Origin of the sequence: Janthinobacterium sp. RA13 (assembly GCF_000745325.1) — a bacterium.
GTDB lineage: Bacteria > Pseudomonadota > Gammaproteobacteria > Burkholderiales > Burkholderiaceae_D > Janthinobacterium > Janthinobacterium rivuli.
In genome coordinates this window covers 5,011,725-5,026,699 of sequence record NZ_JQNP01000001.1, presented here as the reverse complement: position 1 = coordinate 5,026,699, position 14,975 = coordinate 5,011,725, and the positions used below count along the sequence as shown (strand labels likewise).

General features: G+C 62.1%; 10 protein-coding genes, 1 tRNA gene and 1 pseudogene. 8 read left to right on the top strand and 4 right to left on the bottom strand.

The genetic code is table 11. The features are described 5' to 3' along the window. Nucleotides 1-31: 31 nt before the first annotated feature. Nucleotides 32-1,333, bottom strand: a complete 1,302-nt coding sequence (gene ptsJ, locus FG13_RS22205; RefSeq protein WP_035828595.1) for a MocR-like B6 salvage transcription factor PtsJ — start codon at nt 1,331-1,333, stop codon at nt 32-34. A 92-nt stretch (nt 1,334-1,425) separates the two neighbouring features. Here ptsJ and FG13_RS22200 point away from each other — a divergent pair, with 92 nt between their 5' ends. The 3 genes from FG13_RS22200 (at nt 1,426) to FG13_RS22190 (ending at nt 7,086) form a co-directional block, all read left to right on the top strand. Beyond that, nucleotides 1,426-2,253 (top strand): YggS family pyridoxal phosphate-dependent enzyme, encoded by an 828-nt coding sequence (locus tag FG13_RS22200; protein WP_035824397.1) that lies wholly within the window; start codon nt 1,426-1,428, stop codon nt 2,251-2,253. Nucleotides 2,254-2,341: 88 nt separating this feature from the next. Further along, complete coding sequence (locus FG13_RS22195; protein WP_035824396.1) at nt 2,342-4,603, top strand: putative bifunctional diguanylate cyclase/phosphodiesterase; 2,262 nt, start codon at nt 2,342-2,344, stop codon at nt 4,601-4,603. 92 nt (nt 4,604-4,695) lie between these two features. Further along, complete coding sequence (locus tag FG13_RS22190) at nt 4,696-7,086, top strand: S9 family peptidase (RefSeq protein ID WP_035824393.1); 2,391 nt, start codon at nt 4,696-4,698, stop codon at nt 7,084-7,086. A gap of 109 nt (nt 7,087-7,195) precedes the next feature. Here FG13_RS22190 and FG13_RS22185 read toward each other — a convergent pair whose 3' ends face one another. Next, complete coding sequence (locus FG13_RS22185) at nt 7,196-8,191, bottom strand: cytochrome-c peroxidase (protein WP_035824391.1); 996 nt, start codon at nt 8,189-8,191, stop codon at nt 7,196-7,198. 208 nt (nt 8,192-8,399) lie between these two features. Between FG13_RS22185 and FG13_RS22180 the strand changes: the two genes are divergently transcribed. Continuing rightward, the gene (locus FG13_RS22180) at nt 8,400-8,840 is read left to right on the top strand and encodes a hypothetical protein (RefSeq protein ID WP_051959357.1); all 441 of its coding nucleotides are present in this window, start codon (nt 8,400-8,402) and stop codon (nt 8,838-8,840) included. A 20-nt stretch (nt 8,841-8,860) separates the two neighbouring features. Here FG13_RS22180 and FG13_RS22175 read toward each other — a convergent pair whose 3' ends face one another. Beyond that, nucleotides 8,861-9,631: a hypothetical protein gene (locus FG13_RS22175; protein WP_235211789.1), complete on the bottom strand. Its 771-nt coding sequence runs from the start codon at nt 9,629-9,631 to the stop codon at nt 8,861-8,863. Between the two features lie 119 nt (nt 9,632-9,750). Between FG13_RS22175 and FG13_RS22170 the strand changes: the two genes are divergently transcribed. The 3 genes and pseudogenes from FG13_RS22170 to FG13_RS29150 all read left to right on the top strand — a co-directional run bounded on the left by FG13_RS22170 (nt 9,751) and on the right by FG13_RS29150 (nt 11,803). Continuing rightward, nucleotides 9,751-9,826, top strand: a tRNA-Phe gene (locus FG13_RS22170). A 945-nt stretch (nt 9,827-10,771) separates the two neighbouring features. Beyond that, nucleotides 10,772-10,909: pseudogene (locus FG13_RS31000) on the top strand (IS3 family transposase); the annotation flags it as partial. A 282-nt stretch (nt 10,910-11,191) separates the two neighbouring features. Next, nucleotides 11,192-11,803, top strand: coding sequence for a hypothetical protein (locus FG13_RS29150; RefSeq protein WP_051959355.1), 612 nt, complete (start codon nt 11,192-11,194; stop codon nt 11,801-11,803). Nucleotides 11,804-12,109: 306 nt separating this feature from the next. Here the strand turns inward: FG13_RS29150 and FG13_RS30535 are convergent, their stop codons facing one another. Continuing rightward, nucleotides 12,110-12,301, bottom strand: coding sequence for a hypothetical protein (locus FG13_RS30535; protein WP_161784205.1), 192 nt, complete (start codon nt 12,299-12,301; stop codon nt 12,110-12,112). 158 nt (nt 12,302-12,459) lie between these two features. Between FG13_RS30535 and FG13_RS30530 the strand changes: the two genes are divergently transcribed. After that, a complete protein-coding gene (locus FG13_RS30530; protein ID WP_161784204.1) occupies nt 12,460-14,796 on the top strand; it encodes a DUF7034 domain-containing protein in 2,337 nt (778 codons plus the stop codon). The last annotated feature ends 179 nt before the right edge of the window (nt 14,797-14,975 follow it).

Genomic DNA, 14,975 nt, shown 5'->3' with positions numbered 1-14,975 from the left:
CTTTTCCCTTTCTGTGGCGAGTAACTAAAAACTATGGCCGGCCAAGCACCTGGGCCAGCACGCCGGCGAACGCCTGCGCACTCGCTTCGTCGATGGTCGACACGGTAATCCGCAATCCCTGCGCCGGCGCCTGCACGCCGAAGGCTTCGCCGCCGCGCACCAGCCAGCCATGCCGGGCCAGCGCCAGCACGACGGCCTGGCTGCTGTCCGGCAGCGGCAGCCACAGGTTCAGGCCATCGGCGGGACTGGCGCAGACCAGGCCGTGCGCCGCCAGCGCCGCCGCCACCATGTCGCGGCGGCGCGCATAGTCGGCGCGGGCCAGGACCACTTGCGCGGACACCTCGGGCGACGACAGGCAGGAACTCACGGCATCCTGCAAGAGATGGCTGACCCAGTTCGTGCCGGGCGCCAGGCGCAGACGCAGGCGCTGGGCCGTCTGCCCGTCGCTGGCGACAACGGCCAGGCGCAGGTCGGGGCCGAAGATCTTCGACACGGAACGGATCAGCGCCCAGCGCCGGGCCGCAGGGGGAATCACGTCCTGGTAGCCGGCGGTGGACAGCAGCGAGAAATGGTCGTCGACGATGACCAGCACGTGCGGGTAAGCGGCCAGCACGGCGCGCAGCTGGTCCGCACGCGCCGCGCTCAGGCTGCAGCCGGTGGGATTGTGCGCGCGCGGCGTGACGATGACGGCTTGCGCGCCTTGCGCCAGCGCCCGCTCCAGCGCCCCGGCCTGCATGCCCTCGGCGTCGACCGCCACGCCAACAGCGTGCAGCCCGGCGCTGCGCAAGGTGTTGATGCTGCTGATGAAACATGGGTCTTCCACGGCCACCTTGTCGCCCGCGACCAGATACGCCCCCAGGAGGCGCTCGACCGCGTCCACCGCCCCATTCGTCAGGGTGATGTCGTGGCCCTCGGGGCAATCGCCGGCCATCCAGCGCCGCGCCAGCACTTCCAGTTCCGGATCCACGGTAGCCTCGCCATACAGGCGCGGGCGGTATGGCTTGCGCGCCAGGGCCGCGCCGACATCGGGCAGCCAGGCCAGGTTCGGATTGCCGCCGCCCAGGTCAGCCAGCGGCGAGCCGGGCAGCAAGCCTTCCTGCTCGCCGGGATCGCGCTGCGGGCGGATGGCCGTGCCCAGGCGCCCTTGCGTGACCGCGATGCCGGCCGTCACCAGGCGCTGGTAGGCCAGCGACACGGTATTGCGGTTGACGCCCAAGGTCGCGGCCAGCTCGCGCACGGTGGGCAGCTCCTGGCCCGGCGCCAATTCTCCCGCCTGCGTCAGCGCGCGGATGCTGTCGAACAGTTCCGCCGCGGTTTTCCCTGTGATTTTCACGATAGTCTCAGACATGATATATTTTGGCATAGGACAATAATATACCACTGCGGCGACTCCTGCCGTCAATAAGGCGATTACAAGGCTGACACATGCACAACGACACTCACCTGCTCACTCCCACCATGCATGAGCGGCATGGGCACTGGCCGCAAGCCGTGTCGGTGGACGACTTCCGCCGCAATCTGGCGGCAGTGCATGCGCGCATGGCGGCCGCGTGCCAGCGGGTCGGGCGCGATCCGGCCGGCGTGCGCCTGCTGCCCGTCAGCAAGACCAAGCCCGAAGCGAGCCTGCGCCTGGCGTACGCCGCCGGTTGCCGCATGCTGGGAGAAAACAAGCCGCAGGAAGTGGGCCGCAAATGGGAAGCGATGGCGGATCTGGCCGACCTGCAATGGTCGGTGATCGGCCATTTGCAGACCAACAAGGCCAAGCTGGTGGCGCGCTTTGCCAGCGAATTCCAGGCCCTCGACAGCCTGCGCGTAGCCGAGGCGCTGGAGCGGCGCCTGCAAGCGGAAGGGCGCGGACTCGATGTGTTCGTGCAAGTGAACACCTCGGGCGAAGCCAGCAAGTACGGCTTGCCGCCGGACGAGGTGGCCGCTTTCCTGCGCCAGCTGTCCGCCTTCCCGGCGCTGCGCGTGCGCGGTCTCATGACCCTGGCGCTGTTGTCGGCGGAAGCGGTGCGCGTGCGCCGCTGCTTCGTGCTGCTGCGCGAACTGCGCGACCGGCTGCGCCAGGACGTCCCGCATGGCATCGGCCTCGACGAACTGTCGATGGGCATGTCCGGCGATTATGAAATCGCCATCGAAGAAGGCGCCACCGTCGTGCGTGTCGGCCAGGCCATCTTCGGCGCGCGGGACACGCCCGATAGCCACTACTGGCCGGCGGCGGAAGGTGGTCGCGCCGTCAATCATGCCGAATGATCAAGATGACATGCTGAAAGATACCGCGTAATATTTTTACCATACTGCTCAGCTCGGCAGCAGAGCTCACTGGTGAAAGGACGGCAGCGTGGCCGCGTCAAACGATCTCGCGCACTGGCGCGGACAGATTTTTGCGCGCCTGCTGCAGGCGGTGCTGCTGCTGGGCATCGTCACTGCCATTCCCAGCGCCCTGCTGGCCGCGCGCGAAGCTATCTGGTCCATAGTCATCCTCGACGTGCTCGCCATCGGCTGGATCGGCCTCATCTGGCATTGGCGCGCCATGCCCTACCGCTGGCGCGTGTGGCAATTTCTCATCATCGCCTATCTGGTGGGCGTGGGCCTGCTGCTGAAAATCGGCCCCGTCAGCCAGATCTACATGATGCTCATGCCCGTGCTGGCGGCCCTGCTGCTGGGGATGCGGCCCGCCTTGTCGACCCTGGCCCTGACGTCGCTGACCATCTTTGTCCTCGGCCTGCATCCCGACGTCGCCCTGCACGTGCAGGGCGTGCCCGACTCCCCCGTGCTGCGCGCGCTGATCGTGGCCCTGAACTTCCTGTTCATCGCCGCCGTGCTGACCCTGTCCTGCGCCTTCCTGCTGCGCCACCTGGAACGCAGCAGCCAGGCCCTGTCGCAGCTGAACGCCGACCTGCGCTTGACGGCCACGGCGCTGGCCCGCCTGAACGATATGGTCATGATCGCCGAAGTGAGCGATGCCCCCGACTCCGGCACGGTATCGGCCACGCGCATCATCTTCGTCAACGACGCCTTCGAGCGCAGCAGCGGCTATGCGCGCGCCGAAGTGCTGGGCCGCAGCCTGCTGTTCCAGCAAGGCCCCGCTACCGATACGGACGAACTGGCGCGCATCGCCGCCGCCATGGCCCAGGCCCAGCCGGCCAGGGCGGAATTGCTGAACTACAACAAGGCCGGCAAGGCCTACTGGGTCGAGGCGGAACTGGTGCCCTTCACGGATGCGGACGGCAAGCAGACGCACTGGGTGGCCGTCGAGCGCGAAATCGACGAGCGCAAGAAATCGGAAGCGGACATCCACCGCCTGGCCTTCTACGACGTGCTGACGGGCCTGCCCAACCGGCGCCTGCTGATGGACCGCATCGCTCACCTGCTGGCCGCCGCACCGCGCGACCAGTCCATCAGCGCGCTGATGTTCATCGACCTCGACCACTTCAAGCACATCAACGACGCGCGCGGCCACGCCACCGGCGACGCGCTGCTGCGCCTGGCGGGCGAACGGCTGGCGCAGCTGATGCGCAAGGCCGACACGGTGGCGCGCATCGGCGGCGACGAATTCGTCGTGCTGCTGGCGCACCTGGCCGATGACCTGGACAGCGCCGCCCGCGCGGCCGCCCAGGTGGCCGAGAAAATCCGCGCCGCCATCGCGCGCGACTTCGATATCGACGGGCAGTCCTATCATTGCAGCGCCAGCATCGGCGTGACCCTGCTGCCGAAAGCGGGCCAGCAGGCGCACGACCTGCTGCGCGAAGCGGACATCGCCATGTACCGCGCCAAAGCGGAAGGACGCAACGGCATCGCCTTCTTTGAAGCGGCCATGCAGGCGGGCGTGGAGCGCCGCCTGACCCTGGAACGGGCGCTGGCGCGCGCCCTCGATGCCAGTCAACTATGCATGCACGTGCAGCCGCAGGTCGACCGTCACGGCCGGGTGACGGGCGCCGAATTGCTGATGCGCTGGCCGCAAGCGGACGGCACATACATCGCGCCTGGCGTGTTCATTCCCATCGCCGAGGAATCGGGACTGATCGTCAAGCTCGGGCACTGGGCCCTGCGCGAGGCGTGCCGTGCGGCGACCATGCTGGCGCAGGCCGGATCGCCCGTCGCCCTGTCGGTGAATGTCAGTCCGGCCCAGTTTCGCCAGCCCGATTTCGCCGCCCGCGTGCAGGCCGCGCTGGCCGAACACGGCACGCCGGCCGGCGCCCTGATCCTGGAACTGACGGAGGGTTTGCTGATCGACCAGCGCGACGCCTCGCTGGCGCGCATGCGCGAGCTGGCGGCCCTGGGCATCCGCTTTTCCATCGACGATTTCGGCACCGGCTATTCCAGCCTTGCCTACCTGACCTCGATGCCGCTGTACGAACTCAAAATCGACAAGCGCTTCATCGACGACACGCCGCGCGATGCGCGCGACACGGCCATCGTGCAAGCGATCCTGGCCATGGCGCGCCACCTGGGCTTGCGCGTGGTGGCTGAAGGCGTGGAAACGCAGGAGCAGGCCGACTTCCTGCTCGCCCACGATTGCGACGGCTTGCAAGGCTACCTGTATGCGCGGCCCATGCCGCTAGCCGACTTTCTCGGCTGGCTCGCTCACAATCAAGCTTAGCTTTACGACATTTCCTGTACGAAACTCCTCCGCTAGAATACCGGCCTCATAGCCTGTACCTTCACCATCCCCTTTGATTAAAGCGATCCCCGATGCGTCTGGTTCTTCCCTTGCTGCCGCTGCTGCTCTCTCTGCTGCCCGCCGCCCATGCGGCCCCTTCCTCCACCGCCACCGCGCCCACGCCGATCACGCTGGACCAGGCCATGGCTGATCCCGACTGGATCGGCACGCCCGTCGAAGCGGCATGGTGGGGCTGGAATGGCCAGCTCTACTACAAGCAAAAACGCCTCGGCTCGCCCCTGCGCGACACGTATCAATTGCCAGGCGCGAACGCGAAACTCAATAGCGGCAAGCAGGTCGACGATGCGCAGCTGGCCAACCTCGATGGCCAGCAAATGGTCGTCAACCGGGCCGGCACGCGCGCCATCCTGCTGCGCAACGGCGACTTGTTCGAGCGCGACCTGAAAAACGGCGCCTTGATCCAGATCACGCGCGGCGTGACGGCCATCAGCGACCCGCAATATTCCAGCGACGGCGGCGCCGTGCAATACCGCAGCGGCAGCGACTGGTTCAGCTGGAGCCGCGCGGAGCGCCTGAGCGCTCCCGTCGCCCTGCTGCGCGCGGCCAAGGACCCGGACGCCAAGCCGGAAGCGGACGCCCTGCGCGAACTGCAGCTGCGCCTGATCGTCAACCTGGCGCGCCAGAAGGAAGACCGCGACGCGAGCCGCGAACGCCGCCATGAAGAGCGCCGCCTGGACGCCACGCGCGCGCCGGAGCCTATCTACCTGGGCGAGAAAGTCACGATTTCCGGCAGCGCCCTGTCGCCGGATGGCCGCTGGCTGCTGTTCGTCACGCAAGACAAGGCCGCCGAAAAAGGCAAACTGGGCAAACTGGCCCGCTACGTGACGGAAACGGGCTACCCGGAAGCGGACGATGAGCGCACGCGCGTGGGCCGCAACATGCCGATCGCGCAAAGCCTGAAGCTGGCCGACCTGCGCACGGGCCAGGTGCGCGAGATCGCCTTTGACAACCTGCCCGGCATCGCCACCGACCCGCTGGCGCTACTGCGCGCCGAACAGAAACTGCTGCCGTTGAAAGGCAACCGTGCCGTGCGCATCGACGCCCAGCGCGACGGCATCGCCTGGACCGATGATGGCAGCAAGGTCGCCGTGCGCATCCGCGCCATCGACAACAAGGACGGCTGGCTCGCCAACGTCGATCTGGCCAACGGCGCCCTCGTGCCCGTGCACCGCATCAGCGATGCGGCCTGGGTCAACCGCCGCGCCGAGGAATTCGGCTGGCTGCCCGACAACGCCACCCTGTGGTATTTGTCCGAGGAAAGCGGCTACGCCCACCTGTACGCAAAGACGGGCACGGCACCGGCGCGCGCGCTGACCAGCGGCCAGTGGGAAGTGAACGCCGTCGAATGGAGCCGCGACGGCAAGAATGCCTACTTTATGTGCAATCGGCAGGCGCCGGGCACGTATGAAGTGTGCGCCAGCACGGCCAGGGATGGCGGCGCGCGCGAAGTCACGAATTTGAAAGGCGTGGAAAACTTCGGCCTGTCGCCCGATAACGGCAAGCTGCTGCTGCGCTATTCCACCAGCTATATGCCGGCCCAGCTGGCCACCGTTTCGGTCTCTGGCGGCAAGGCGAATATCCTCACGGATACGCGCAGCGACGCCTTCAAGGCGCGCAACTGGGTCATGCCGGAACTGGTGCAAGTGCCCTCCACGCATGGCGCGGCGCCGATCTGGGCCAAGCTGTACCGGCCAAAGCAGCTGGAAGCGGGCAAGCGCTACCCGATCGTCATGTTCGCGCACGGCGCCGGCTACCTGCAGAATGTCACCGAGCGCTATCCCGTGTATTTCCGCGAACAGATGTTCCACAACTTGCTGGTCGAGCAAGGCTACATCGTGCTCGACGTCGACTACCGCGCCTCGCTCGGTTACGGCAGCGCCTGGCGCACGGCCATCTACCGCCAGATGGGCCACCCGGAACTGGAAGATTTTATTGACGGCGCCAACTGGCTGGCACAGCAGCACCAGGGCGACATCCGGAACGTGGGCATCTATGGCGGCAGCTATGGCGGCTTCATGAGCCTGATGGCCCTGATGCGCGCGCCGGAGGTCTTCAAGTCGGGCGCCGCGCTGCGTCCCGTGACGGACTGGACCACCTACAACCACGAGTACACGGCCAACATCCTGAACACGCCGGACATCGATCCGCAAGCGTATAAAATCTCGTCGCCGATCGAATATGCGGACAAGCTGACGGGCAACCTCCTGATCGCCCATGGCATGATCGACGACAACGTGTTTTACCAGGACTCCGTGCGCCTGTCGCAGCGCCTGATCGAGCTGAAAAAGGATAACTGGGAAATGGCCAGCTACCCGATGGAGCGCCACGGCTTCGTGCAGCCGGAAGCGTGGTATGACGAGTACCGCCGGATTTACCAATTATTCCAGCGCACGCTGAAGTAAGCGATATCAGCAAAAAATGTCGGATTACGCGGCGTGCCGCTAATCCGACCTACCCGCTCCGGCGTAGATCGGATTAGCCCGCAAGGGCGTAATCCGACACCACACTCACTCAGTCAAACGGCACGGGCCGCGGCGTCGTGTCCGACGATGGCGGCAGGATCGGCAGCACGATGTGCGGCTGCTTGCCCGTCAGGGTTTTCAGAAAGGCCACCAGTTTCGCGTTTTCGTCGGGCGTAAAGGTGCGGCCCAGCTGCAAGCGGCCCATCACATCGACGGCTTGCGTCAGGGTTGCCGCTTCGCCATCGTGGAAGTACGGGTAGGTCAATTCCACGTTGCGCAGGGTCGGTACCTTGAAGTTGAAACGGTCGACATCCTTGCCCGTCACGGCCGAGCGCCCTTCTGCCGTCATCGCCGTCTTGTACGGCTCGACGACGCCCATCTTCTGGAAAGTGTTGCCGCCCACGGCGGGGCCGTTATGACAGGCGATGCAGCCGCTCGATTTGAACAGCTGGTAGCCGGCCAGCTCGTCTTTCGTCAGCGCGCTTTTCTTGCCCGACAGCCATTGATCGAAGCGCGAACCGGGTGTCACCAACACCTCTTCAAAGGCGGCGATGGCGCGCGTGACTTGCTCGATGGTCAGTTTATCCTGGCCAAACACTTGCCGGAACTCCGCGCGGTAGGCGGGAATCGAGGCCAGCACGTCGATGGCCAACTCGTGCGTAAAAGCCATCTCGCCGGGATTGGCGATGGGGCCGCCCGCCTGCTCCTGCAAATCCTTGGCGCGGCCATCCCAGAATTGCGCCACGTTCATGCTGGAATTGAGCACCGTGGGCGAATTGATGGGCCCGCGCTGCCAGTTGTGGCCGATCGAGGTCTTGATATTGTCCGTGCCGCCCATGCTCAGGTTGTGGCAGCTGTTGCAGGAAATGAAGCCCGAGCGCGACAGGCGCGGATCGAAAAACAGTTTCTTGCCCAGCTCGACCATGGCTGGATTGGCCACTTTGGCGGCAGTAATCGGCTGGATCGGTTCCTTTTCCGCAGCATGCAGGATGCCGCCAAAGGCCAGGCTGGTGATGAAGAGGAAGGGTGAAAGGGTGCGGCGCATAGTCTAACTCCTGGAAACATTCCCGAATCGGCGGCGTGCGCCGGCGCGGGAATGCAGCGCACCGGCCCGGTTGCCACCCGTACATCGCTGGTTGGATGTTGATTTATATTAACTTTGACGGGTTGACAATGGAAATGACCGGGATCAAGGTTCTGGCCAAGTACGAATCGCGCTTGCCATTTACGCAAGCCTGGCACATGATAAGGACATGCAAACGCCAACCTACCCTACCCTGTTGCCCCTGCTGCGCGCCGCCTGCGCCAGCTTCCTGCTGCTGGCCGCCAGCGCCTGCGGCAGCGCCCCCACGCAAGACGATGCACCGCCCGCCCCCGGCAATGCCGGCTTGCTGGCGCAAATCCAGGCGGAAGTGGGCGCCGCCGCCTGCGATTCCACCCAGCAATGCCAGACCATCGCCATCGGCGCCAAGGCTTGCGGCGGCCCCGAGCGCTACCTGGCCTGGTCCAGCAAAAGCAATGACGGCAAGAAACTCAAGGCACTGGCCCAGGCGCAAGCCGAAGCGAGCCGCAAGCAGCAGCAGGCGGACGGCATGATGTCCACCTGCTCCATCGTCACGGACCCGGGCGCCACCTGCGAGGCAGGGCGCTGCGTGCTGCAAAAGAGCGGCCTGGGCGGCAGCGCCGCCATGTAATCGAGTTCAACTGCAACACGTCAGGGCTGCAGCTGCAAGGTCTTGACGATCTTGCTTTCCACTTTCTCACCCGCGCCCGACATGGCATTCTTGCTCTCCTTACGCAGCAACAATAAATGGTCGCCGCTGACGCCATATTGGCGCGTCTCGTCCGTCTTTTGCGTAAAGCTGATGACGACAAAGGCGCGCCCGCTCACATCCACGTGGAAATGACTGGCCAGCGGCGCGCCGTCCGCGGCGATCCACACATCGAGGCCGCCGTCGAACTTCTTCACATACTTGCGGTCTTTCTCAGGCACTTTGTCGAGCGACAAGGTAAAGCTGAGCAGCCGCGCCGGCTTGCCCTTGTAGCTATCCATTTTTTCGCCGCTGAACACGGCCTCCTCGATCTCGCGCGACAAGGCATCCGCCGCCGACACCATGGAACGCAGTTCCGTCGCCTTCATTTCCCCCAGCGCAAAGCCGATCGGCGTCTTGACCTTCGGATCCTTTACCCTGGCGCGCTGCTCGGCCTCCACTTTCGCCAGCAAGTCCTTTCCGTAGAGCACCTGCAAGCCCGCCGGCCCGCCCTCGACAGTGACCGTGGCCTGGCCGCTATCCTCTTCTGCCGCCTTGCCCTCGCCCTCGCGGCGCCAGGATTTCGATTCGACCTGCGCCTTGATCGGCATCTGGCCCTGCAAGCGCGCCAGCGCCGCATTCAGCTCGGCCAGCCCGTCGGCCCGCGCCGTACCGCACAACAAACTGAACAAGCCCGCCACCGCCAAGCCCTGCACTCCAATACGTCGCTGCATCGCCACATCCCTTCAGGTCATACAAGGATGTCAAAACACCATGTTTTGGCCATCTGTTGCATTTGAACACAGCCAGCTCTGGTCAGGTGGAAAGTCTTTCTGCTATAATTCGCCGCCTTGGCCTGGTAGCTCAGTCGGTAGAGCAGAGGATTGAAAATCCTTGTGTCGGTGGTTCGATTCCGCCCCGGGCCACCAAGAATTCAGCAGTACATAGCAAAAAGCCAACCTTCGGGTTGGCTTTTTTGTTTCCGGAACAGGAAGTCTTCGTGTCCGGTCTATTTCCTGCACTTGACCCAGCTACTCTTCGCCGCGCCGCAGCCAAGTCATCTTTACCTAATTTGTTTTAGGTATCTAGTGACTCGTTCCATTCGGCACCAAGTACCCAGCTTAGTTCAGACATGCGTCCACTCAACACCCCCCATTCGAAATCATCCCAGCCGAGATTTTTCTTGCCGAATTTCTTCTCGATTCGCTTGTCCGCAGCTTTCGCTGTCGCAAGCAATTCTTTTTGACCGGCCTCAAGCTTATCCTCTCCGGTTGCGGGACGATGTAGCCAGTTTTAGTGACGATTCCACCATACTTTATCCCACAGATCGTTATATTCCCTCAGGGTTGCGTTATCGTTGCGACGGAGCACCATAGGCCAACCCCTCCCCCGTCTTCGTCCTCAAATGGTATCCACTCGACCTTGTCGCCGTCATCGTTATAGCCGATTCGGTGGCCATTGGGTCCCACTTCACCCTGCTTCACGGGATCATTCGTTTGCTCAGCATTTCGATGCATACCGCGCACCGGATGCAAAGCTGAAAATTGCTGGTTAAGCTCATGCAACCGCAGAACAAAATCAAGGGCGAACCTAGTAATTTCAATCCCAGGCTCCTGTAGCCGAAGCTCGCCAAGAGCACGTATAGTCTGATTGGGGTCAAGCGCGCCGATAGCTACACGTTTCAGTTTTCGTTCGATTAATTAAAGTGTCCTTTCTCGGGGTTCAGATGCACGATCTCAGCCGACAGCCAGTTGCGGACATAGCCACTCCAGCGGTTGGGGTACAGGGCCATGGCGGCCTCGTAGACGACGGTTCGCTCGCGTAGCAGCGCGGCATCAAGCCCGGCGTGGCGCTGCTCCGGCGCGACGAATCCGATGGCCCATCACTTGTTCGACACGCTCGACGAGATCCAGGATTTTGCAATCCGCTGGCAGTGGACGTACAGCCACGACCGGCCGAAAATGGCACTTGGCGGCATTACGCCAAAACAGAAACTGGCCTTGGCCGCTTAACCTCTACTTTTAGCGCGCTCTAAAAATGGGGATTACCACTCCAAGGCGGGAAGAGTGTATTAGAGGTAGGCAAAAAGGTTGGGGGACGGAAACGTAATCTCGTCGTTGATACGATGTGCCGTAACCAGTTACCGTTATCGAAGCAAACAATCGGCTTGGGTTGACATGCCAGCAGGAAATGTGTAAATTTTATCAATGTGATATTTAGCTCCACCTGCAGTGACGTTACCAGTTGCTCTATCGGATAAAGAGGGGCTACGCTTTCATAAGGCTTGTCTGCGCATGATCCATTTCGACTTCGCGGCAAGCAATTTGCAGGTGAAGAGCAGCGCAGAGCGGGGCGCCGCTCATACCGTTCCGCGAGCTATTCCCTTGGCTATCTATTGGATAATATTAATGAAAAGACTGCATGTCCTCGGCGGCCCGGGAAGCGGAAAAACGGCGTTAGCAAAAATAATCTGCGAGCTAAGCGGGTTGCCACACATCGAATTGGACCATATGGCATATGCTGACTCTGACTTTTTTCGACCCCGGTGCCGCGAAGACCGGCTGGCAGCAGTCAAGACCTACTCCAGCAAAGAAGCATGGGTTGCCGAAGGTGTTTATTTCAGCTGGATCGGACGCAGCTTGAAGTATGCAGACCGCATATATCACTTAACAATCGACCAAGTTGAGCGTCAACGCAATATTGATGCTAAACTATCTCTGCGTTTTCCGGAAAGAGATGAACGACATGCTCGCCATCTTGCGATGCTCTCGCTCTCCAATAGCGAATACGATGCTCTGTATAAAAACCGTATTGAAGGTTTTTTGAAGCCAGTTAGAGACAAGCTCATTATTGTCCATTCGATGGAGGACGCACTTAAAGAATTCGGCACATTGCGTGCCAACTGACTACCCGGGGCCGGGGTTGCATCCTGGCGCAACTTTGTCGTAGCTGTAGCATTAATGATGTTTACATCGATTCTGGTCGAACAACCCAACTCAATATCTGCTGTGTTTTTTGCAGCTGAGAAAGGCGAAATCATGGTTGCACTTCACGCGTTGCTTGTGTTGTCAATCTTCAAACCAGTAGGCGCTGTACTCTTATCAATCGCTGCGGGTGTAACCGCTAATATGTGCCCCGGCCGCATAGCTCGCTTAGCAAGTAGGTTCAGTCTGACGTCTGCCTCTTGCTAAGAGATACAATAAGGGAATGCTTCAATTTGGACATTGCCTTGAAAATCCTTGTGTCGGTGGTTCGATTCCGCCCCGGGCCACCAAGAATTCAGCAGTACATAGCAAAAAGCCAACCTTTGGGTTGGCTTTTTTGTTTGCTGAATTGTTCGCGTCCAGCCTGTCGCCAGTCACGCTGCAACCGCGCAGCGCTGCGCGCCGCTTGAAAAAATCCATCCCTCACTCCCTTCAGCTGCATCGCCTTCAATTTCAAGGCATGAACTATTGCTTAAAGATATATAATTTCCCTTAACAGACTGACTCCGGCAAGAGCTTGGCCGTTTGAGCGTGACGCCACATGGCATCACTTTAAAAATTGAAAATGGATAGATTCGATGAAAACTTTGGCAATTATGCTTGGTTCGTGCATGCTCGTTGCATGCGGCGGCGGCGGTAGCGGCGCCTCACCGGCCCCTGCTAGCCCGGCAGAGTTAACCGTCAACGGCACTGCCGCAACGGGGAAAGCAATTGCTGGCGCCATGATTACTGCCAAATGCCAGACGGGCACAGGCAACACCACGACGCTGGCCGACGGCAGCTACAGCCTTGCCGCCGCCGGTGGCCAACTGCCGTGCCTGCTCCAGATCACCGATCCGGCTGATGGCTCCAAATTGCACACGCTCGTACTGGGAAGCGGCAACGCCGCCACTGCCAATATCACACCACTGACCGAAATGCTGACGGCGCGGGTATTGGGGAACGAACCCGCGGTCTTTTTTGCCGCTTTTGACTCCGCTATTGCCGGCAGCAAAATCAATAGCACTGCGGTGAAAGCAGCGCAGGCTGACGTGGCTGCGGTACTGAGCGGTGTCGTCGACACGACCCCGCTCGCTGATTTCCTTTCCACGCCATTGAAAGCGGCGACGCAAGGCAACCCGGCCGGCGGCGATGCGCAGGACAGGCTTCTCGATGCGCTCAGAATAAAAATCAATGCCGCCCAGCTTACCCAGGTCGTGACCGCGCTGGCCAAGATCAGCAATCCAGACACCATCAAGCAAGTCATCGCCGATATTGCCGCAGTCCCCCCTGTCGCCCAGGCCGGACCGGTACAAAGCGTGGTGACGGGCACTGTCGTTACTCTCGATGGCAGCGCCAGCTCGGCAGATGCCGGCCGTACACTCAGCTATGCGTGGACCCTGCAATCCAAACCGGCAGGCAGCACGGCAAGCTTGGCGTCGCCGACCTCCGCCAGACCCACTTTTACGGCGGATGTGGCTGGCACCTATGTTGCCAGCGTCATCGTCAACGACGGCAAGGTCAGCAGCAACGCCGCGGCAGTCAGCATTACGGCCAGTGTAGCCAATGCGGCGCCGGTTGCGAACGCAGGCTACGCGCAGAATGTCTTGTCCGGCAGCGTGGTCGAACTCGATGGCAGCGCCAGCTCGGATGCCAATGGCGATGTGTTGACGTTTGCCTGGATGCTCACGGAAAAACCGGCGAACAGTACGGCCACCTTGTCCTCTGTCAGCGCGGCCAGGACCACCTTTACCGCCGATGCCTCCGGCTTGTATGTCGCCAAACTCATCGTCAACGATGGCAAAGCGAACAGTGCGGATGCAACGGTCACGGTCAGCGCCAGCACCGTCGACACGTCGGGACCCTCCGTGTCAGCCATCACCGTCACCCCCGCCACCGTCGACGTCTCGCAGGCAAGCCAACGCGTGACGGCCACGGTGACCGTGACAGATGCCACCGGAATCAATCTCAACGCCCTGCCCCACCCCTATTGGCACAGCATCGCCGATATCGGCGGCACCCGCATCGACAGCAAATGGGTGCTGGCCTCCGGCGACGCGAAGCATGCCACCTTCAGTTCCACGGTGACGATCCCCGCCGGCGCCAAAGCGGGCGCATGGCTGGTTGGTGCGACATCGTTCCGTGACGTATTGGGCTATACGAGTACGAATGGCGGCTACAGCCAGAGTTTCACCGTGCAAAACGATGGAGACAACGACACGTCGGGCCCCGTCGTGTCAGCCATCACCGTCAATCCCAGCACCGTTGACGTCTCGCAGGCGAGCCAACGCGTGACGGCCACGGTGACCGTGACAGACGACACCGGAATCAATCTCAAAGATCTGCCCTCCCCCTATTGGCACAGCATCGCCGATATCGGCGGCACCCGCATCAATAGCAAATGGGTACTGGCCTCCGGCGACGCGAAGCATGCCACTTTCAGTTCGACGGTGACGATCCCAGCCGGTGCCAAAGCGGGCGCATGGCTGGTTGGTGCGACATCGTTCAGTGACGTATTGGGCTATACGAGTACGAATGGCGGCTACAGCCAGAGTTTCACCGTGCAAAACGATGGACTCAGCGACACGGCGGGCCCCGCCGTGTCAGCCATCACCGTCACCCCCAGCATCGTTAATGCCTCCCAGGCAAGCCAACTGGTGACGGCCACGGTGACCGTGACAGATGCCACCGGGGTCAATCTCAACGCCCTGCCCGGCACCTCCTGGTACAACCTCGCCGATATCGGCGGCACCCGCATCGACAGCACATGGGTGCTGGCATCCGGCGATGCGAAGCATGCCACCTTCAGTTCGACGGTCAGGATCCCCGCAGGCGCCAAAGCGGGCGCATGGCTAATCAGCTCGCTGGCTTTCGATGATGTATTGGGCTATACGAGTACGAATGGCGGCTACAACCAGAGTTTCACCGTCAAATAAGCGGGTCAGGCAGCGCCCGCCGTAGTACCAGTCGTCATCGGCCCTGCCGGTGCGACACTGGCGCCAAAGGCAAGGCCGGCGACACGGTGATTGTCGTGCCACAACGCTAATTCGCCTCACGCCAGCCCCTACAACGCCAGCCCCTGCGGTTGGCGTTGTGCGTATGCGCTGTACCGCAC

Bases quoted from the DNA above. Each gene is read 5' to 3' on its own strand.
- FG13_RS22200 (WP_035824397.1), top strand. From the start codon at position 1,426: ATGCACAACGACACTCACCTGCTCACTCCCACCATGCATGAGCGGCAT.
- FG13_RS22190 (WP_035824393.1), top strand. From the start codon at position 4,696: ATGCGTCTGGTTCTTCCCTTGCTGCCGCTGCTGCTCTCTCTGCTGCCC.
- FG13_RS22185 (WP_035824391.1), bottom strand. From the start codon at position 8,191: ATGCGCCGCACCCTTTCACCCTTCCTCTTCATCACCAGCCTGGCCTTT.
- FG13_RS22180 (WP_051959357.1), top strand. From the start codon at position 8,400: ATGCAAACGCCAACCTACCCTACCCTGTTGCCCCTGCTGCGCGCCGCC.
- FG13_RS22175 (WP_235211789.1), bottom strand. From the start codon at position 9,631: ATGCAGCGACGTATTGGAGTGCAGGGCTTGGCGGTGGCGGGCTTGTTC.
- FG13_RS29150 (WP_051959355.1), top strand. From the start codon at position 11,192: ATGATCCATTTCGACTTCGCGGCAAGCAATTTGCAGGTGAAGAGCAGC.
- FG13_RS30535 (WP_161784205.1), bottom strand. From the start codon at position 12,301: ATGGATTTTTTCAAGCGGCGCGCAGCGCTGCGCGGTTGCAGCGTGACT.
- FG13_RS30530 (WP_161784204.1), top strand. From the start codon at position 12,460: ATGAAAACTTTGGCAATTATGCTTGGTTCGTGCATGCTCGTTGCATGC.